Below are 21,437 nucleotides of genomic sequence, written 5' to 3' on the forward strand. Positions count from 1 at the left end.
ATGAGTAAAACAATCAAAATTGTAATAGCTGACGATGAGGAATTGTTTCGTAAAGGAATTTTATTTCTTTTAGAAAGAGAAAAAAATATTGATGTAGTTTTTGAAGCATCAAATGGTGTTGAAGTAATTGATTATCTCCAAAAAAGCAATGATTATCCTGATATTATTTTAATGGATTTAAAAATGCCTTTGCTAAATGGTGTTGAAGCAACAAAAATAATTCATAAAGAATTTCCTGTTGTAAAAATTATTGCTTTAACAAGTTACAATACTAAATCATTCATTGCGAATATGATCAATGTTGGAGCAGCTTCATATCTTGTAAAAAGTGCCTCACCAAAAGCAATGATTGAAACCATAAACGAAGTGGCTGAAAAAGGTTTCTTTTATGATGAATTAGTAATGGAAGTTATTCAAGATGATATGTTGTCTGAAAGCAAATCAACTAAAAACGACTTGTTTAATCCTGATTATTTGACCAATCGTGAAAAAGAAATTTTGGAGTTAATTTGCCAGCAATTGAGTACTAATGAAATTGCAGAAAAATTATTTATAAGTTCACGAACAGTTGAAGGTCATAGAAATAATCTTTTATTAAAAACAGAATCTAAAAATATTGCAGGATTAGTTGTTTATGCAATTCAAAATAAAATTGTGGAAGTCGATAGTTTCTGATAAAAATATAAAGATTAACTAAAAATAAACTTTACGGATAGAACAAAATAGACAATCATCATTATAACAAATAACGACACGCCTATTTTTTTAAATAAATTTAAATTTCTAAACATATTTCCCATTGCTATTACTAAGTTTAAATCCATAGTTAAAATTGTTATAACTCACAAATTCAAAAATACTGCTATTATTTTTTCTGTATATACGTAGAAATACGTGTTTTTAGCTTTAATCTAAAAAAATATTTTAACATAAAATTATCTTGATGGTACTTAATAAAAATAGTATCTTCGAATAAATTTAATATTCATATTTAGAAATGCTTAAACGAATTTATTTAGTGCTTTTTTTGATTTTTCTACTTCCAGTAAGAGCAAATTTTATATTGCTTCCTATGGATGATGTTTCTCAAAAAAATCATTTAAAAGCCTATGGAATAACCTATTGGTGTCTTGATAAACAATATAAAGCGAGTTGGTTGCTAAACTATCGTGGTGGTTCTTTTTTGTTGCCCGATGCTCCAGAAATTAGAAAGGAATGCCAAATTAGAAACGTGAGTTTTGAATTACTTTCTGATGGTGAAGCTAACCAAATTCTTGAAGAAATTTCGTCACCATCACAAAATATGGAAACGGTAATTCTTGAAAAAGCACCAAAAATAGCCGTTTACACGCCAAAAGGAAAACAACCTTGGGACGACGCTGTTACTATGGTTTTGACGTATGCTGAAATTCCTTTTACACCAATATATGATGAGGAAGTTCTTAGCGATCAATTGATATTATATGATTGGCTACACTTGCATCACGAAGATTTTACAGGACAATATGGAAAATTTTTTGGTGCGTATAGAAATGCACCTTGGTACATCGACCAGAAAAAAGAAGCAGAAGCACTTGCTACTAAACTTGGATATTCAAAAGTATCTGAAGAGAAATTAGCCGTAGCAAAAAAGATAAGAGATTTTGTTATTGGCGGTGGATTTATGTTTGCAATGTGTTCAGCAACTGAAAGTTTTGATATTGCACTTTCTGCTGATGGAGTTGATATTTGTGAACCAATGTTTGATGGCGATGCTAGTGAAGGCAACTATCAATCTAAAATTGATTACTCAAGTACTTTTGCTTTTAAAGATTTTATTTTAGAAAGAAGACCTGAAAAATATGAATTCTCAGATATTGATATGTCGGTGAAAAGAAAAATTCCAATGGAAAAAGATTACTTTACCTTAATGGAATTCTCAGCAAAATGGGATGTTATTCCGACGATGTTATGTCAAAATCATACGCAATTAGTAAAAGGTTTTATGGGACAATCTACCTCATTTGAACGTGAACTGGTAAAATCAAATGTTTTAGTTTTAGGTGAATGTCAATTGAATGAAGAAGCACGATACATTCATGGTCAAAAAGGAAAAGGATTTTTCACCTATTATGGTGGTCACGATCCAGAAGATTATGAACATAGAGTAGGAGACGAGCCAACTGTTTTAGATTTGCATCCAAATTCTCCTGGTTTTAGACTTATTTTGAATAATATTTTATTTCCAGCAGCTAAAAAGAAAAAACAGAAAACTTAAAATTAAGGTTCGCTACATTCTTCTGTTGTGGAAATAAATAATTTTTTATATTCCTCATACATAGGATCTCTGTTTTCTAAAACTTCACATCCTTTGCAATTTTTTTTAGTGTTGTTATTCCAACCGAAAGTGAACAAATCCATTTTTGCATATTCTAAACATTGAGGTGAATTCAACCTGCTTTGAAACTTTTTCTCAACATGTTCTGGTGAACCATTGTTTGCTTTTTGTTCTTCATTTAATTTTTTCCAAGCTGCAATCATTTTCAAACTATCACCAGATACTAACGCGTCAACATAAACTTTTGCTTTTACATCATACACTGTTTTTACTAAATTTTTAGGGTTAGCATAAGCAAAATAAGCTGTTTTTTCATGTTCGTAGAATGATTTTAATTCTAAAAGTTTTAGTTGCTTTAAGTTATTCCAATAAGGTAAATCAACTACTTCTAAGTTTTCAAGTTCAGCTTTTCCTTCAGCATATCGTTCTTCCAAAACTTCAATGGGTTCTGTTTTGTCATCCAAATTAAATACAGGATAACCATCAAAATTGATATAACCAATAGTACCAAACCAAAGATGATGGGTATCTTTTAATTGTTTTTTTGAATATTTAGACACATCGAATTTGCTGTTCATTTCACATAAATCAGTGTACCAATTTATGGTATCAATTTCAGTTTCAGGAGTTATTTCTTCTGTAACAGAAATGGATTTTTCCTCAGGTTTACTCTCTTTTTTACATGAAATACTGCTAACGGTAAAGAGAAATGTAAGAGTTATTAAAATATGCTTTTTCATCATGATTTTTTTGTTAAAGTAATATAAAATGAAAATCCCAAACTCAATATATATGGATTTTTGGGATTTAATTTTTATTAATTATACTCGATACGTTTTTTAAAATAGTAGCTATTAAATGAACTTTATCTTTTTTTTATTGAAGGCTAAATAATCTACTTAATTTTTTTTTAATCTATGTTTTTTATATTTTCCAATTATTTTTCATTGCTTCTAATTTCGGAATTAAACAAGATTTTGTCTCGTCATTTTCTGAAACAAAAAGATTGATTTTATCTTCAGCTTTTTTTTCCAACATTATCGAAAGATCGGTTGTTTTAGATTTTCCAAATATTTTTTGTCCGTTTGAGCTTAGATAATAATAATTTATTAAGATACTTTGTCCAATATTTGTTATTGGTAATCCTGAATTTAGAGTTAATGAAATAATTGTTCCTTCTTTCACGATTCCATTCTTATACAAATTATAATCTCTTAAAGCAGGAACTAATCCTATAAGTGAAAATATAGAACCTAAAACAAAAAATATAAACGGTAAAGTATAAAATAAATAAAATGGAAAAGTAAAAGGCTCTAAATTTTGAATTTTAGATTGATTTTCAAAAGTTTTAATCTTTATTTCATTTCCAATTTTCATTTCGTTAGTTTTTTCTAGATCCATAGTTTGGAATTTGTCAGATTTAGTTAAACCTTTATCTGAAAACTCGTAACTTATTTTTAAAGGATGTTCACCATTTATTGTAACATTATTCACTGGTCTTAAATCAGTAATTTTTGCAATTTTTTCAGTTCCATTTTGCTCAATTTTTACAAAATCATATTTTTCATAAGGTTCAAGAAATGAGTTTATCATGAACAAAACACTTGGCAATAAAATGAAAACTGATGAGAAAACAAATACTATTCCAAGAATTGAGAATGGTTTTCTGTTTTTAATAAGTGTAATTAAATTTGAAAGTCTAACTTTTCTTTTGGACATTTTTTTATTAGTTTAATTTTTACTTTTTTTTAGGAGTATATTACTCAAAATTTCTTTGCTTGGAAAATTAAAAACTTTGGAACTTTTTTTGTTATAGTAACCAAATTTTTAGGAAACAAAATTTCATGAACAGAAAAAGCTATTATCTAAAACAGCAGTTAGTCATAGACATGTTTTAATTATTAAATATTTCAACTTTTTGTTTGTAACCACTTTTGGATTTCATTAGTATATCAAATTTTTCTGTTTTGAAATACATATTCATTTCTGTATCAGTTTCATATTTTGAAATGAAATTATTTTTAATATCATAAATCATTATTCCTTTCCCTTGACCATTTGCTGTAACTTCAAATTTAGATGAATTTGTTTCCATTGTGAATATAACTACTACATCTAAATTTGCTTTACCATTTGATATACTAATGAGTTTAAAACTTGAATTCATTGAAATATTAATTGTGTCTCCTGAAATCGGTATTGATAAGGGAGATTTTCTTGAAAAACTCTCTCCGATTTTTATTTTTCTTTCAGGAAAATTTAATTGAGAAAAAGTAGCTTGTAATGATTCAAGAATTGACTTCTTACTATTTTCATCCATACGATTTGATGTAATAGAATCTAGTTTTGGCATTTCACCAATTGTTCCTGTACCATATATTTCTGTTCCTTCTAATATAGGTGTTGTTTCACTACTATTTGTCGTTTTAGTGAATTTCATTTTTAAAGGGAAGTTTTTGGAGTTGTACAGTTTTCCAGTAAATACAACTGCTTCATTTGTTGAAGATTGATTTGTTATCGTTGGATTTTGAATATTTTTCTTTTTTAAATTTTCTCTTAACTCTTCAGAGCCAATATATTCGAGAGTCGTTTCTGAAGTTTGTTGAATGATTTGGTTGTATTTTTTTTGAGGACTGTAATATCCTTTGAGAATTATTTCATCTTGTGAATACAATAATGAAAACTGCAATATCGAGATTAAAAAAAGTATTTTCTTCATAAGTAATTTGTTAGCTATTATGTATTTTTAATAAAATCATACACAAAGAACTAAAACAAGTTATATAAGTATGAAATAAAAACAAATATAACAAAAACCGATAAAGACTTCATTTTAAATTTTCAATAAAAAATCCCAAACTCCAAAGTAATCAATTGGAATTTGGGATTTTGACATTAAGATAAAATCTTATTTATTATTTTCAATAATGTAGTTCAAAACTTTAGTCATTAAATGCACTCTGTCTTTTCCAATGACATTGTGTTTGTGCATTGGATAAGGGAAATAATCTACTTGTTTACCAGCTTCAACAAATTTCTTTACTAATGATAAATTGTGTTGTTCTACAACTACATCATCATTAGTTCCATGAATTAAAAGTAGTTTTCCTTTCAAATTCTTTACATGAGTTAGCAAACTTGCTTCTTCAAAACCTTTAGCATTTTCTGTTGGTGTGTCCATGTAGCGTTCGCCATACATTACTTCATACCATTTCCAATCTACAACTGGTCCACCAGCAACTCCAACTTTAAATGCGTCAGGTTTTCTTAACATTAACGAATTGGTCATAAATCCACCATAACTCCAACCGTGAACTGCTAAACGATTTCCGTCAACATAAGGTAATGATTTTAAGTATTCTACACCTTTTATTTGGTCTTCAATTTCGTTAGTTCCGCATTTTCCGTGAATCACACTTTCAAAAGCAAATCCACGATTATCAGAACCACGATTGTCCACTGTAAATACTAAATAACCTTGCTCTGCCATCCAATACATCCATAAATTCGCACCATCTAAATACGAATTCGTAATCATTTGAGCGTGTGGTCCACCATAAACATAAACCATTACAGGATATTTTTTTGTGGCATCGAAATTACTTGGTTTGATTAATCTTGTATATAAATCGGTTGTTCCGTCAGCAGCTTTTATCGTTTTGATTTCAGCCGTTCCCATTTCGTAACCATCGTATTTATTTTTGCTTTCTAAAAGAGTAATTGCCTTACCTTTTTTGTCGTAAAGTAACGATTTTGATGGTGTTGAATGATTAGAATATTCATCAAAAATCCAATTGTAATCGGAAGAAATAGAAACATTATGAACACCTTCATCTTTTGTAATTAAAGTTTGTTTTCCTTTCAAATCAACTTTATAAACTAACATATTTGTTGGATTTGGACCAGTAGCTTTAAAGTAAATTTCAGTTCCAGTAGGATTTGCACCAATGATTTCTCTGGTTACAAATTTATTATTGGTTAATTGCTTAATCAATTTCCCATCAATAGAGTAGTAGTAAAGGTTTTGAAAACCATCTTTTTCGCTATGCCAAACAAAATTATTTGACTTTTCACTTGGGAAAAAAGCATCGTGTTCTGGTTCAACCCATTTATCGCTAGTTTCATTCAAAAGAGTTTTGATAAATGCACCTGAATTTGCATCATATAAATTCAAACACATATCATTTTGACCACGATTTAATTCAGCAATTAATATGAATTTTTCGTCTGGTGTCCAAGTTAGGTTGGTTAAATAATCGTCAGCGTTATTTCTAGGTTTGATAAAAACGGTTTTTCCTGAAGACAAATTGTAAATTCCAACTTTAGGTTTTTCCGATTTTTGACCAATCATTGGATATTTTATTGAAACCAATTTACCTGGAGTTTCATTAATGTCTAATAAAGGATAATCAGCAACATCGGTTTCATCTTTTTGATAGAAAGCTAAATGAGATGATTTTGGTGACCAAAAAATTCCACCTGAAATTCCAAATTCGTTTCTAGAAATTGATTGTCCCGAAACAATATTTTTATCAGTATTGTTAGTTACAGCAATTTTTTCTTTGTTTTTATTTATCAAAAATAAATTGTTTCCTTCGGTAAAAGCTAAATTTTGTTTCGATTTATCGAAGGTTTGATTTTCGGCTGCTTCTGGAGTTTCTAATAATTCTTTTCCTGATTTAGAAGTCACAGAATATGTAAAATATTTTCCGTTTTCAGAAACTAAAATAGTGTTGGCATCTAACCATTCGATACCAAAAAAGTTTTTTAATTTTGTTCCTAAAGCAGTGTTGATGTCTGCTAAAGTTGGCGTTTCTAAGGCATTTGGACCTTGCGTTCCTTGTACAAAAGTTGTCCACGAATCTTTAAAATAAACATATTTGTTAGTGTTTGGAATCCATTGAAAACCTGTCATTTTATCAGCTCCAAATTTTCTTCCTTGTTGTAAAACGCCATCTTCAAGAGTTATTTTTTTCAATTGCGCTTGAGAAGTAACCGCAATAAATAAACTGAAGAATAGTATAATTTTTTTGTTCATAATGTAATTTGTTTGTTGATGTAAAGGTATAAAAAAAGGATAATGTTAGTTAGACTAAAATCATTATCCTTTGTTACAATTTTATAAAGCACTTCACTTCGATAAACTCAGTGCAAGCTAGTTCAGTGTGAAAATAAGTTAATTATGTAGAAACTCGCAACCTAGAACTCGCAACCCGAAACTGATTTTAGTCTTCTTCGATTTCAAATTCGGCGTCTTTTTCCCAAATTTCCATTTCGCAAGGTTTGCAATTGAATTTTAGTTTGTATTCTAATTCGCCTTGTTTTAATACCAATGGTTCTTTTAGCTTAGTTTCTATTGTATCTTTATGATATTTAGGACATTTTTCTAATTCGTACTTAATGCAATATTTGGTTGTCATTACACGAGATTTTCCTGGATCCCATTGCAATTCGAAGGCTTGTTCAATTTCAGTTACACCATGTCTTTCGTAGAATTTACGAGCCGTTTTGTTAGCAACATTGTACATGAAATCCAATTTACTTTCTGGATATGGATGTGATGTTTTAACCATTTGATGTTCCTCACGAACGTAATTTGCCAAACGAATTTCAGATAATTGCTCATAAACTGTTCTACGCATTTCGTTGATTTTAGAAATAGGTAGAAACCAATTTTGTGAGAATTCAATTGTAATTTCATCTGCATTATAAGGTGTAAAACCTGTTTTAGCTAAATTTATTTTGAAATTTTCCTCAATCGATTCGTTGTTTTTTGTAAGCTCTTTTGGATGAACTAAAGTTATAACGCTAACATTTCCGTCTTCATCAGTAGCTTTTAATTCAAAACCATTTTCATTTTCAGATAGCAATAAAGTCGTACTAATTTTTCTGACTGCACTGTCTTCACGTTCTACAATTTTGATAAAAGCTGCGTCATTATTTCTATAGATGAATGTTCCATCTTTAATTTCTTTTAGAACATTTGGATATACAAAACCATTTTCTGCACGATTTACATAAATTCCATCGGCTTCATTGTTTTCGTTTATAAAACACAATCCGTCACCATTGTTAAGCAATTCACCATTTTCAATTTGATACGAATTTCCAACAGTTTTAATTAGTTTTCCAATATATTGACCTTTTGATTTAGCACTTTCCCACGAACCAATTGCTTGATGTCTTTCGTTTACAAAATAATCGGTATAACCACGATTGAATGACTTATCTAGTGAAGACTCAAAAGTATAAGTCGATTTTCCTGAAGAAGCTTTGGTGTATTTATAACTATTTTGTTCTAAAAAGGCATCTAATTTTTGACGTAAAAATGAAACATTATTTTTAACATAAACAATGTCTTTTAATCGACCTTCAATTTTGAACGAACAAATTCCGGCTTCAATTAAATTTGGAATTTGATCGGTAACATCAAAATCTTTTATAGAAAGTAAATGGCTGTTTTTGATTAATGTGTCTCCATTTCCATCAATTAAATTATAAGGTAATCGACAGTTTTGCGCACACGAACCACGGTTAGCTGAACGTTCACCATTAGCAACACTCATATAACAATTTCCGCTAAACGAAACACAAAGTGCACCAGTCACAAAGAACTCTAATTCAACATCGCTTGCTTCGCTGATTTCTTTTATTTGATGCAAATTCAACTCACGCGCTAAAACGACACGTTTAATTCCGGCATCAGCTAGAAATTTTATTTTATCGGCATCACGATTATTAGCTTGTGTACTTGCGTGAAGAACTATTGGAGGCAAATCCATTTCCATGATTGCCATATCTTGAATGATAAGCGCATCAACTCCTATATCGTACAATTTCCAAATTAATTGACGGCACGTTTCTAACTCATCGTCATATAATATGGTATTGATTACTACAAAAACTTGTGCGTTAAAAAGGTGTGCATATTTCACCAATTCAGCAACATCTTCAATAGAATTGTGTGCATTAGAACGAGCTCCAAATTGTGGTGCGCCAATATAAACTGCATCAGCACCAGCATTTATAGCTGCCATTCCGTGAATTAAATCTTTTGCAGGAGCAAGAATCTCAATTTTCTTCTTCATATAATTCCTTAAATAAAAGTGTGCAAAGGTCTTATATTTATTGGAGAAATCGAAATCTTACTTAACTTTTTTATACTTCCATTTAATTATGATATAAACGAAAGAAAATTTAATTGAGAATTAAAAATAAATTGGTCGAATTTCCATCTGCTGAACCCTTATTGGAGCTTATAAATTGAGGTTCAATCCAGTACTGTTCATCAATTACAAATTTGAAATAACCTTTGTAGTTTTTTGGTCCAATTTTACTTTTTGGAATAGTTATTTGATAGTAATTATTAGTAGTTTTAGTAAGTTTGAATTCTGGATTTTTGAAATCCCAATTATTAAAATCTCCTGCTACATTTATTGATTTAATAGTTTCAAGTTCTTTTTTTGTGAAATTTTTTGAACCTTTATTTCCATTGCCAACGATTTTATTCGATAAATTGAAAATGAAAGTTACGGTTTCTTTGTCTTGAGTAAATCCTTCAATTGTTTTTTTTGTATTTGGCTTAAAGCCAATAGATTTTAGATGTTTTTCATACCTAGATTTTTTTAAAAAATCAGCCACAACATCGCCGTTTTCGTAATCTAATTCAATGATTTCTTTGATTGCTTGTTGTTTGTTTTTTGCATTATTATAATAATATTTACAAATGGTATAACCAACAGCATAGCCCAAATCTGAACATGGTAAAAGTGGATTTCCGCCTGTTCCAATCCAATTTGATTTTGCTTTTCCGTTCATTTCATTATAAAATACAGACCAAATTTCTAATTCATTTTTTTGATAAAACGGTATGTAGTTGGTTGGATAACTTCCGCAGACTAATTCTGCAACGAAATCGCATGCACCTTCTAATATTGCATTTCCAAGTAAATTAGTTTTGTTTTCGTTTTCTAATTTCTGTTGCGTGTGTACATATTCATGAATGTTTAAACTTACCAATCTAGTGTCATCGGATGCATCAAAAATTTCTCGCAACCAATTGTCCTCAAAATCAGATGTACTAACGGATTTATCGCCAAGAGCAATTTCAGTACCAATTAAAACTTTGTCTTTTTGAGTTGTTCCACCTGAATTTATTCTTCCAATGAGGAAATAGATTTTAGAATCTTTTAGATTTGGATATATTTTTTTGAAGTTTAAAATTTGATTTTCGAGTTCTTGTTTTTTTAGTTTTAAAAGTGTCATTCTTGGGCGAAGTGTTTCCCAATAGTTAGGCAATTGTTCAATTAAATCTACTAAAATTTCTGGTGAGGCATGACGTTCTTCAACAAATGCTTTTAAGCCTTCAGAGCCTTTATCAAAGTAAAGGCGTTTCATAATGTCTATCTTTTTCTCTTTACTAGTTTGTACTTTAATACTATCAAATGCAATCCAAAAACGGTCTACATCGTCCATTACAATTTTTTGAGATTGACTAAATCCAAATGTAAATGAGAAGTAAATGACGATAAGTAAAAGAAATTTTTGCATAATTTGTTGTATTTATCTGATAGACATATTTTTTAATTATTTGTTACAAATATCATTTACAATTTTCAAATGATGGTTGGTATGTAATTTCAAAAACCACATTGTAGATTTTTTATTCAAATTCCCGAAATACGGATGTTTAAAGTAGGCATCGTTATCAAATGACTTCCATTCTTCTAAAATTGCATTTACATTTTGTAAGCTATTTATAAGTGATTCTTCTGAAATATTTTCGTCAGGTAGAACTACTTTTGGAGCTTTCGCTTTGCCTCTTGGAATAAAACCTAAAATTGAAATAAACAATTTACTTTTATTAAATTTCCACTGGTATTCTTGAGGATTGGAGTTTTTGACAACTGAAGCAATTTGATAAATGGTTTTCAAACTGTGCTCAATTTGCCAACCAACTGTAGAACTTGAAACAGAAGAATTTGTCTTTTCGTACAAAGGAATTTTAGTTTCTAGCTGGGAAATGAGGTTTTGTAGGTTTTGCATTTAATTTAGAATATTTAATTTTTTAAAAGCTTCTTTAGTTGTATTTAATCTAATTGCTGGAAATTCGTCCATATTTGTTTCTTCTTTTTCAACGTTTGTTGCAAAAAAGTACACAGAATTATTGGTTTCCAAATATCCTACTAGCCAACCATTGTTGATGTCATTTCTCATTCCCCAACCTGATTTACCACTCAAGGTATAAATTTCTGTTTCTTCGATTTTCATAATATCTTTCATAATATTTTCAGTTCTTTTTGATATGGGTAATTTTGAAAAATATAATCGTTTTAGAAAATCAATTTGTTGCATTTGAGAAATTTTTGATTTTCCCTCTAACCAAAAATTATCTATTGTTAGTGTGTCGAAAACCATTCCTTTATAGTTTAGTTTTTTTAAATACGATTTCATTCTTTTTACACCAACTTTTCTAGCAATCTCTTGATAACAAGGAACACAAGATACTTGGAATGCTTTTTTTAAGGTTAAATCTTGTTCCCATTTTTTAAATCTTCTTTTTTCTCCATTCCATTTAAAAATAGTTGAGTCGCTTTCAATAACTCCTGTTTCTAGAGCAATTATAGAATTTGGTATTTTAAACGTTGAAGCTGGAATAACTCCCATTTTTGCCCAAGAAAAATTATTAGAATAATAAGTGTTATTTTTAAAATCGTAAATTAATACAGAACCTTTTACATCCAAACTATCTAAAATTTTGTCAAATTCAGGTTTAATGATTTCGCTAGGTTTGGTATTATTTTTTTGACAAGAAGCATTTATTGACAATAAAAAGAGTAAGTAAAATATAAATATTTGTTTTTTCATTTTTTTTCATTCTTATTTAAAAAATCCCAAAAACCGTTTGGAATTTGGGATTTTAGTTCTTCAAAATTTATTTTTTAAACCGTTTCTTCTTGTTCTTTATCCAAATAACTTTGAACAATTTCAATAGCATTGGTAACTACATCACTTAATGCTGTGATAAATGTTCCATCTTCTGCAGTATCAATAGCGTGTTTGATAGCTTCGGTTTCTTTAGAAATAATTTCGTGAGTTATAGTTCTACCAGAAGCGGCAATTCCTTCCATGATTAAGCCAATGATTTCTTCTTCGGTTCTTCCACGTAAATATTTTTCTTGGCGAATGATAATGTGGTCAAACATGCGAGCTGCAATTGTGGCACATTCTTTAATATCTTCATCACGTCGATCACCAACACCGGCAATAATTCCGATTTTTTTAGTAGCTTCAACACTACTTAAATATTCTTCAACACCTTTATATCCGGCAGGATTGTGAGCAAAGTCAATCAATACTTTGAATTTTTTGAATTCGAAAATATTCATTCTTCCTGGAGTTTGTGCCGCACTTGGAATGAATGTTTGCAATGACAAACTGATATCTTCTGTTTTAAATCCTTGTAAATAAGCCGCTAAAGTGGCTGCCAAAACATTCGCAATCATGAATTTTGCTTTTCCGCCCATTGTTAACGGAACGTGTGTAGCTCTTTCAACACGAATTTTCCATTCGCCTTTTTTGATGGTGATGAATCCGTTTTCATAAACGGCTACGATTTTTCCTTCCTTAGCAAATTGAACTACTTTTGGATTGTTTTCATCCATTGAAAAATAGGCAACATTGCAACTTAATTCGTTAGCAATTTTCAAACATTGGTCGTCTTCTGCATTTAAAATTGCCCAACCATCTTTTTTGATACTGCGAACCACAGTAGCTTTTACACGAGCTAAATCGTCTAATGTATGAATATCTGATAAACCTAAATGATCTTCTTGAATGTTAGTAATAATTCCGATATCGCAACGACTGAAACCTAAACCAGAACGAAGAATTCCGCCACGAGCTGTTTCTAGAACTGCAAATTCAACTGTTGGATCTTTCAAAATATATTCAGCAGAAATTGGTCCTGTGGTATCACCTTTTTCCATCAAATGGTTTTGAACATAAATTCCATCAGATGTTGTGAAACCTACACGATATCCATTGTTTTTTACAATATGAGCAATTAAACGTGTTGTGGTAGTTTTTCCATTAGTTCCCGTAACGGCAATAATAGGAACACGACTTGGTTTTCCTGGAGGATAAAGCATATCAATTACTGGAGCAGCTACGTTTCTAGGCAAACCTTCGCTTGGAGCTAAGTGCATTCTGAAACCTGGCGCAGCATTTACTTCAAGAATACAACCACCAGTTTCTTTTAATGGTTGTGTTAAATTTTCAGCCATAATATCAACTCCGCAAATATCTAATCCGATGACACGAGAAATTCTTTCGCAAAGGAAAATATTTTCTGGATGCATCATGTCAGTAATATCTACAGAAGTTCCACCTGTACTTAAGTTTGCTGTTGATTTTAAATAAACTACTTCGTCTTTTCTTGGAACCGTTTCTAAAGTATAACCTAGTTTTTCTAACAAATCTGTAGTATCTCTATCTACGTCAATTTGGGTTAGAACATTTTCGTGACCATAACCACGTCTTGGGTCAAGATTGGTTTCTTCAATTAATTGTTGGATAGTTTGTTTTCCGTCACCTTTTACGTGAGCAGGTTCGCGTTTTGCTGCTGCAACTAATTTATTGTCAATGATTAAAACTCTAAAGTCGTAACCTGTGATGAATTTTTCTACAATAACTCTGTGACTATATTTTTTAGCATAAGCCAAACCTTCCACAGCATCTTCCCAAGTTTTTACGTTGATTGAAGCACCTTTTCCGTGATTTCCATCTAGTGGTTTTAAAACAATTGGGTAACCAATTTTCTTAACAACTGCTTCTAAATCTTCTTCGTCAACACAAATTCCACCACTTGCGACAGGAATAGATGCTGCGTCTAACATTTTTTTAGTTTGCTCTTTGTTACAAGCAATATCTACAGCAATACTACTCGTTTTACATGTAATGGTTGCTTGAAAACGCATTTGGTTTACACCATAACCCAATTGTACCAATGAATTTGTTCCAAGACGAATCCAAGGAATATCTCTAGAAACCGCTTCTTCAACGATACTTCCCGTTGATGGTCCGAGACGAACACGTTCACGAATCTCACGCATTTTTTGAATGTCTTCTTCTGGATTGTAATCTGTTCCTGCAATTAATGCTTCAGCGATTCTTACTGCTGCTTCTGCTGCATATAAACCTACATTTTCTTCGGTATAGCTAAAAACTACATTATACACGCCAGGTGTTTTGGTTTCACGAGTTCTACCAAAACCAGTTTCCATACCGGCAAGGGTTTGGATTTCTAGCGCAATGTGTTCGATAACGTGTCCCATCCAAGTACCACGATCTACTCGTGAAAAGAAACCGCCACGGCAACCTTCAGAGCAACGATGTTCTATCATTGTGGGAAACATGGCTTCAATTCGTTCACGAAAACCTTCAATTTTATTAGTAGGACGTTCTTCTAAATCTTCTAAATCTAATCGCATTTGGATTAGTTTTTTTCTTTGTACACTCCAAATATTTGGTCCACGTAACGCTTGAATTTTATCAATCTTCATAATTCTATTGGTATTTTGTTTTGTATTGATTGTAATGGATTTGTTAAAAATAGAAAATATTTATTATTATGAAACATTTTTTATGAGAAAAAGTTTGTTTTTTATTTGATTTATTATGGTTGTGTTGATTTTTAAGCATTTGCTTTGCATTTTATAGCTGTAATTATCGATTTTTTGTTTTGAAAAAATGAATAAATATGCCATTTCATTACTGTTTAGCCCCGATTGTAGTGGAAATCCTCGAAGAGATTGTAACGAAAAGCGGGAATATGGTTAATAAGTAGTCGATAAGTTTCGCTTCAAAAAGCAATAAAACGTTTGTCAAATATTATGAAATAGTTATTTTTACCGCATGAAAATACAAGGAAAACTAATAATAATAGGTGGCGCTGTTGATAAAGGCAGTTTTACCGAAACAAATTTGGATAAAGACGCTCCAAAAAATTTAAACTTTTTTGAAGAGGGAATTTTGAAAAGAATCATAAAAGAATCTGTAAATAAAGAGTTATCTAGGATTGAAGTTATTACTACTGCTTCGAAAATTCCGAGAGAAATTGGACCAGAGTATGTGAAAGCTTTTAGCTATTTAGGTGCGAATAATGTTGATGTTTTATATATTGAGAAACGTGAGCAAGCAAGTGAACCTGAAGTTTTAGAGCGTTTAAAAGCTGCTGATGTAGTTATGTTTACTGGTGGCGATCAATTGCGATTGACTTCTATTTTAGGTGGAACACCATTTGATGATATTTTGATTGATAAATATAGAAATACCGATTTTATTTATGCAGGAACTTCGGCTGGAGCTGCTGCTGCTAGTAATAATATGATTTATCAAGGAAGTAGTCAGGAAGCTTTGTTGAAAGGTGAGGTGAAGATTACTTCTGGTTTAGGTTTGATTGATGATGTTGTAATTGATACGCATTTTGTACAACGTGGAAGAATTGGAAGGTTATTTCAAGCTGTTGTTGGAAATCCAAAAGTTTTAGGTATTGGTCTTGGAGAAGATACTGGTTTGTTGATTTTGAACGGTCGACAAATGGAAGCTATCGGTTCTGGATTAGTGATTTTAGTGGATGGAAGAGAAGTGAAAGATACTAATTTAACTCAGGTTGAGCTTGGTAAACCTATTTCTATAAATCATTTAGTGACTCACGTGATGAGTAAACATGATACCTTTGATTTGGATACTTTTAAAATGACTATTAATAGTTCGCAATACGTTTAATTCCATATTAAATATTAGATATCTGATATCAAATATTTAAAATCTACTATCTAACATGAAAATTATAATTCACGGTGGTTTTTTTTCGGAATCTTCTACAAGTCAGGAGACAAAAGTAGCTAAGCAAAATGCTTTATTGCGAATTGTAAAAGATTCTTATGAGTATTTGAAAACGCATTCGGCTGTTGAAACGGTTGTTTATGCAGTTTCGTTATTAGAAGATGACGAATTGTTTAATGCTGGAATTGGTTCGCAGATTCAAAGTGATGGAAAAATTAGAATGAGTGCTTCATTGATGGATGGAATGTCACAGAAGTTTAGTGGCGTTATCAATATTGAGGAAGTAAAAAATCCTATTCAAGTGGCTTTAGAATTGATGAAAGTTGATGATAGAGTTTTGGGTGGAAGTGGAGCAACTAATTTTGCAAGACAACACGGATTTGAACAATTTTCAACTGAAATTCCTCAACGTAGAGCAGAATATGAAGCAAAATTAGCAGCGACAGGAACTGGAACTGTAGGTTGTGTGGCTTTAGATGCTGATGGAAATTTAGCAGCTGCTACTTCGACTGGAGGAAAAGGTTTTGAAATTCCGGGAAGAATATCCGATAGTGCCACTGTTGCTGGAAATTATGTGAATGAATTTTGTGGTGTTAGTTTAACTGGAGTTGGAGAAGATATTGTAAGTAATGCAACTGCTGCTAAAATAGTTACCCGTGTTACCGATGGATTTTCATTAGATAAAGCATTTGAGAAAACTTTTGCTGAATTGAAACCTTATGATGGTTTTGCTGGAGCAATTGCAATCGATAAAGACGGAACTATATTTCATCAAGATTCGCATCCAAGTATGGTTTTTGCGAGTTATGATGGCGAGAAAGAGGAGGTTTTTGGTTAGGAATTAATCTCCGCCACCACAACCTCCACATCCACTGGAGCAACCGCTATCTCCAGAACATCCATCATGTCCAGAGTTGCTTGAACAACCTGATGCACATCCGTAAGAACATCCCGAACCACCATTTCTATTGTTTTTGTCTTTACTTGATAGATACATAAGTAATCCAAATACTAATATTACAATTATTATTGCACCTAGTTGATGGTTTAGAAAAGTGGCTTGAATTAAGAATAAGGATATCAATGTTATAATTGATGTTATTAATATACTTTTTTGCTTAAAATTAGGCTTTTTAATTACCCAATTACGATTGATGTTAATTCGTTTAAAATGAATATCACTAAATCGATTTTCATTATTTGGCCAAATTTCTATTGGCGGTTCTGATTTGAAAATTGTTTTGTAATCTTCTTTAGTTTTCGAGTAAAAGGAGTCAAATTTTATTGCTTCAGAAGTTCCACCTTTTGTAGGATTGTGATGGATTTCCTTCTCTAAAGTGTTTTTGCATAAATCAATCCAGTAAGATTTTGTGTAAGTTAAATGTAGATGCCAAACTTGGTCTACTTGGTCTGAAGGTGTAACACCAGTTGTTGTAATGCAACATAAGAATATAAACTTCTTGTATTCTTCGATTGCCTTTTTTGAATAATCAACGGACCAGTTGTTTTCTCTGGCTAAACGATCTGAAAATTTGAAGTCGTTTTCTTCATCGTTGAAATTGAATTGAGAAATTTTTTCCCATAATAGTTTTTCGTTTTCTGTCATATAGTTTAATTATTACAAAGTTTATAAAAAGAAAGTTAATTTATAATTAAGTAATAATAATTATATCGTTAATAAAACAAAAAATCCCAACCTTTCGATTGGGATTTTCTATATGTAAGTAAGTTAAACAGGTTGTACAAACGTTTTTTATTTCACTTTTTTCACAACAGCTTTGAAAGCTTCTGGGTGATTCATTGCTAAATCTGCTAATACTTTACGGTTTAATTCGATACCGTTTTTCTTAACTAATCCCATGAATTGAGAGTAAGACATTCCTTCTAAACGAGCTCCAGCGTTAATACGTTGAATCCATAATGAACGGAAGTTTCTCTTGTTTTGTTTTCTATCGCGATAAGCGTAAACCATCGCTTTTTCAACTGCGTTTTTAGCTACAGTCCAAACGTTTTTACGACGACCAAAGAAACCTTTGGCTTGCTTCATTATCTTTTTTCTTCTTGCTCTTTTAGCAACTGAATTTACTGATCTTGGCATAATTTTTCTTGTGTTTTTGTAGCAGGCGTCCTGAATTTAATCAAAGGAACTTTATAGCCATACTCCAAGGTTATTAAAATTGTTTTAACCTAAAGAATTTTTTAGTTATTAGTAAATAGTGATTAGTGAATAGCAAAAAAGCTAATTACTAAGAGCTAATTACTAGTTACTAATTATATAATTCTTAATTGTTGTTTAATGCTTTTTTCATCTACTTTAGCAACTAATGCAGAGTGAGTTAAAGCTAATTTACGCTTCTTAGACTTTTTAGTCAAGATGTGGCTTTTGAAAGCGTGTTTTCTTTTAATTTTTCCAGAGCCAGTAACTTTAAAACGTTTCTTAGCACTAGATTTTGTTTTCATTTTAGGCATAATTTCCCTAATTTATTTAAATTTAACTTACTTACTTTATTATTAATCTGAATTCTGCAGACTGAAATCTGTCAACTGAAATCTGATTTACTTCTTTTTCTTCGGAGCGATATACATAATCATTCTCTTTCCTTCAAGAACTGGTAAAGCTTCTACTTTTCCGTGTTCTTCTAGATCTTGAGCTAAACGTAATAATAATATTTGTCCTTGCTCTTTATAAATGATTGAACGTCCTTTAAAGAATACAAATGCTTTTAATTTAGAACCTTCTTTCAGGAATTTTTCAGCATTTTTTCTTTTAAACTCATAATCATGCTCGTCTGTTTGAGGACCAAAACGAATTTCTTTAACCACAATTTGCGTTGATTTTGCTTTTAGCTCTTTCTCACGCTTTTTTTGCATGTAAACAAACTTTTTATAGTCTATAATTTTACACACTGGTGGTTCAGCATTTGGAGATATTTCTACCAAATCTAATTCTAATTCATCCGCAAGACGCATAGCATCTGCAGTTTTAAAAATACCTGGTTCTACATTGTCTCCAACAAGACGTACTTCAGGCACACGAATAAAATTATTTATTCTGTGTTCATCTTTTTTTTCTACTCGAGGTTGATAACCTCTGTTGTTTCTAATTGCTATGGCTTTATTATTTTAGTTAAACTTCAAATGTTTTTAATGTTTTTGCAATTTCTTCGTTCACGATTTTAACAAATTCTTCAATTGTAACCGTGATATTGCCTTTTCCTTCTTGACCGTGACGACGTACTGAAATAGTTCCGTTTTTCTCTTCTTCCTCACCAACTATCAGCATAAACGGCATTTTCTGAACTTCTGCTTCTCTAATTTTCTTACCAATTGTCTCGTTGCGGTTGTCAATTAGGGCGCGAATTTCGTGATTTTCTAGCAATTCTAAAACTTTTTTCGCATAATTTTCATATTTCTCACTCAAAGACAGTATAATAGCCTGCTCTGGCATTAACCAAAGTGGGAAGTTTCCTGCGGTATGTTCTAGTAAAATTGCAATAAAACGTTCCATAGAACCAAAAGGTGCTCGGTGAATCATAACTGGTCGATGCAATTTGTCATCTGCACCTTTATATGTTAATTCAAAACGCTCAGGTAAATTATAATCTACTTGAATTGTTCCAAGTTGCCAACTTCTACCTAAAGCATCTTTAACCATGAAATCCAATTTTGGACCATAAAAAGCAGCTTCACCATATTCAACAACAGTATTCAAACCTTTATCAGCAGCAGCATTGATGATTGCATTTTCTGCTTTTTCCCAATTTTCATCGCTTCCAATATATTTATCTCTGTTTTCTTGATCACGTAATGATATCTGAGCGGTAAAGTTTTCAAAACCTAATGAACCAAATACATATAATACAAGGTCAATTACTTTTTTAAACTCACTATCCAATTGATCTGGTGTACAAAAAATATGAGCATCATCTTGAGTAAATCCTCTTACACGTGTTAATCCGTGTAATTCGCCACTTTGTTCATATCTGTATACCGTACCGAATTCGGCATAACGTTTTGGTAAATCTTTATATGACCAAGGTTTTGTATTATAAATTTCACAATGATGAGGACAATTCATAGGTTTCAATAAAAACTCTTCTCCTTCAGCAGGAGTTGTTATGGGTTGAAAACTATCAGCTCCATATTTAGCATAATGTCCAGAAGTAACATAAAGTTCTTTTTGTCCAATATGCGGTGTGACAACTTGTTCGTAACCCGCTTTCTTTTGAGCTCTTTTCAAAAATTGTTCTAATCTATCTCTCAAAGCAGCTCCTTTAGGTAACCATAGAGGCAAACCCTGGCCAACTTTTTGTGAAAAAGCAAATAAATCAAGTTCTTTTCCAAGTTTTCTATGGTCACGACGTTTAGCTTCTTCAAGTAATTCAAGGTAGTCTGTTAAATCTTTTTGCTTCGGAAACGAAATTCCATAAACACGAGTCAACTGTTTGTTTTTCTCATCACCACGCCAATAAGCGCCAGCAACACTCATTATTTTCATAGCTTTGATAATTCCAGTATTCGGAATATGTCCACCACGACACAAATCAAAGAAATTAGAATGATCACAAAAAGTAATCGTTCCGTCTTCTAAATTTGATATTAATTCAGTTTTATATTCGTTACCTTTATATACATCTAAGGCTTCGGCTTTAGAAACGGCACGCATTTTAAATTCATGCTTCTCTCTAGAAATTTCTAAAACTCTATCTTCTATAGCTTTAAAATCTGCATCAGTTATTTTGTTATCACCAAAATCAACATCATAATAAAACCCATTGTCAATCGCTGGTCCAAGAGTTAATTTAATGCCTTTAAATTTTTCTTCCAAAACCTGAGCCATAACGTGTGAAGTAGAATGCCAGAAAGCTTTTTTACCTTCTTTATCATTCCAAGTATATAATACAAGTGAACCATCGGTCGTTAATTCCGTAGAGGTTTCTATAGTTGTACCATTAAAAGCAGCAGAAATCACATTTCTTGCTAATCCTTCACTGATGCTTTTTGCAACATCCATCGGAGTTGTACCTTTTGCAAACTCCTTAACCGAACCGTCTGGTAGAGTAATCTTTATCATTCCTTAAATTTTATGGACTGCAAATATATAAGATTAACAAAACCCACACAATATATATAGGTATAATAGTTAGTATTTTTTTCATGAGCGATTGTTTTGTGCATTTCGGTATTCTGTTTTCCCGCTTTTGTTGCAATAAAAGTAGTTTTTAAAGAAAAAACTATTTTTATTTCCACTACAATCGGGGCTATTTGGTAG

19 protein-coding genes are annotated in these 21,437 nt (G+C 31.2%); 4 read left to right on the top strand and 15 right to left on the bottom strand.

Translation table 11 applies throughout. The features are described from left to right. Complete coding sequence (locus tag Q0049_RS12415; RefSeq protein ID WP_298120238.1) at positions 1 to 675, top strand: response regulator transcription factor; 675 nt, start codon at positions 1 to 3, stop codon at positions 673 to 675. 322 nt (positions 676 to 997) lie between these two features. Continuing rightward, a complete protein-coding gene (locus Q0049_RS12420) occupies positions 998 to 2,257 on the top strand; it encodes an asparagine synthetase B (RefSeq protein ID WP_298120241.1) in 1,260 nt (419 codons plus the stop codon). A 2-nt stretch (positions 2,258 to 2,259) separates the two neighbouring features. On the opposite strand, the gene Q0049_RS12425 is transcribed toward Q0049_RS12420, so the two are convergent. The 9 genes from Q0049_RS12425 to cphA form a co-directional block, all read right to left on the bottom strand. Next, on the bottom strand, positions 2,260 to 3,060 hold the full coding sequence (locus Q0049_RS12425) for a hypothetical protein (protein ID WP_298120243.1): 801 nt from the start codon (positions 3,058 to 3,060) through the stop codon (positions 2,260 to 2,262). Between the two features lie 181 nt (positions 3,061 to 3,241). After that, complete coding sequence (locus Q0049_RS12430) at positions 3,242 to 4,036, bottom strand: hypothetical protein (protein WP_298120246.1); 795 nt, start codon at positions 4,034 to 4,036, stop codon at positions 3,242 to 3,244. A 175-nt stretch (positions 4,037 to 4,211) separates the two neighbouring features. Then, positions 4,212 to 5,036, bottom strand: a complete 825-nt coding sequence (locus Q0049_RS12435) for a hypothetical protein (RefSeq protein ID WP_298120249.1) — start codon at positions 5,034 to 5,036, stop codon at positions 4,212 to 4,214. Positions 5,037 to 5,225: 189 nt separating this feature from the next. After that, positions 5,226 to 7,355: a DPP IV N-terminal domain-containing protein gene (locus Q0049_RS12440; RefSeq protein ID WP_298120252.1), complete on the bottom strand. Its 2,130-nt coding sequence runs from the start codon at positions 7,353 to 7,355 to the stop codon at positions 5,226 to 5,228. 187 nt (positions 7,356 to 7,542) lie between these two features. Continuing rightward, entirely contained in the window at positions 7,543 to 9,405 is a 1,863-nt protein-coding gene (locus Q0049_RS12445) for a U32 family peptidase (RefSeq protein WP_298120255.1), read from the bottom strand. 109 nt (positions 9,406 to 9,514) lie between these two features. Beyond that, on the bottom strand, positions 9,515 to 10,867 hold the full coding sequence (locus Q0049_RS12450) for a DUF2268 domain-containing putative Zn-dependent protease (RefSeq protein ID WP_298120258.1): 1,353 nt from the start codon (positions 10,865 to 10,867) through the stop codon (positions 9,515 to 9,517). Between the two features lie 36 nt (positions 10,868 to 10,903). Beyond that, positions 10,904 to 11,362, bottom strand: coding sequence for a DUF1569 domain-containing protein (locus Q0049_RS12455; protein ID WP_298120261.1), 459 nt, complete (start codon positions 11,360 to 11,362; stop codon positions 10,904 to 10,906). Next, on the bottom strand, positions 11,363 to 12,184 hold the full coding sequence (gene blaOXA, locus Q0049_RS12460) for a class D beta-lactamase (RefSeq protein ID WP_298120264.1): 822 nt from the start codon (positions 12,182 to 12,184) through the stop codon (positions 11,363 to 11,365). A 74-nt stretch (positions 12,185 to 12,258) separates the two neighbouring features. Continuing rightward, positions 12,259 to 14,880 (bottom strand): cyanophycin synthetase, encoded by a 2,622-nt coding sequence (gene cphA / locus Q0049_RS12465; protein ID WP_298120267.1) that lies wholly within the window; start codon positions 14,878 to 14,880, stop codon positions 12,259 to 12,261. 352 nt (positions 14,881 to 15,232) lie between these two features. On the opposite strand from cphA, the gene Q0049_RS12470 reads away from it, so the two are divergent. Both Q0049_RS12470 and Q0049_RS12475 read left to right on the top strand, forming a co-directional pair. After that, positions 15,233 to 16,105: a cyanophycinase gene (locus Q0049_RS12470; RefSeq protein ID WP_298120269.1), complete on the top strand. Its 873-nt coding sequence runs from the start codon at positions 15,233 to 15,235 to the stop codon at positions 16,103 to 16,105. A 55-nt stretch (positions 16,106 to 16,160) separates the two neighbouring features. Next, positions 16,161 to 17,003, top strand: a complete 843-nt coding sequence (locus tag Q0049_RS12475; protein ID WP_298120271.1) for an isoaspartyl peptidase/L-asparaginase — start codon at positions 16,161 to 16,163, stop codon at positions 17,001 to 17,003. A 3-nt stretch (positions 17,004 to 17,006) separates the two neighbouring features. Here Q0049_RS12475 and Q0049_RS12480 read toward each other — a convergent pair whose 3' ends face one another. The 6 genes from Q0049_RS12480 to Q0049_RS12505 form a co-directional block, all read right to left on the bottom strand. Then, positions 17,007 to 17,771, bottom strand: a complete 765-nt coding sequence (locus Q0049_RS12480) for a hypothetical protein (protein WP_298120273.1) — start codon at positions 17,769 to 17,771, stop codon at positions 17,007 to 17,009. Positions 17,772 to 17,918: 147 nt separating this feature from the next. After that, positions 17,919 to 18,263 (bottom strand): 50S ribosomal protein L20, encoded by a 345-nt coding sequence (rplT, locus tag Q0049_RS12485; RefSeq protein ID WP_298120274.1) that lies wholly within the window; start codon positions 18,261 to 18,263, stop codon positions 17,919 to 17,921. Positions 18,264 to 18,436: 173 nt separating this feature from the next. Further along, positions 18,437 to 18,634: a 50S ribosomal protein L35 gene (rpmI, locus tag Q0049_RS12490; RefSeq protein ID WP_298120276.1), complete on the bottom strand. Its 198-nt coding sequence runs from the start codon at positions 18,632 to 18,634 to the stop codon at positions 18,437 to 18,439. Between the two features lie 87 nt (positions 18,635 to 18,721). Next, on the bottom strand, positions 18,722 to 19,270 hold the full coding sequence (infC, locus tag Q0049_RS12495) for a translation initiation factor IF-3 (protein WP_298120296.1): 549 nt from the start codon (positions 19,268 to 19,270) through the stop codon (positions 18,722 to 18,724). A gap of 22 nt (positions 19,271 to 19,292) precedes the next feature. Beyond that, on the bottom strand, positions 19,293 to 21,239 hold the full coding sequence (gene thrS, locus Q0049_RS12500) for a threonine--tRNA ligase (RefSeq protein WP_298120280.1): 1,947 nt from the start codon (positions 21,237 to 21,239) through the stop codon (positions 19,293 to 19,295). Further along, positions 21,236 to 21,437 (bottom strand): hypothetical protein (locus tag Q0049_RS12505; protein WP_298120282.1); only part of this gene is annotated, 202 nt, incomplete at its 5' end. The genes Q0049_RS12505 and thrS, both read right to left, overlap by 4 nt.

It is taken from the genome of Flavobacterium sp. (assembly GCF_027484205.1).
Lineage (GTDB): Bacteria > Bacteroidota > Bacteroidia > Flavobacteriales > Flavobacteriaceae > Flavobacterium.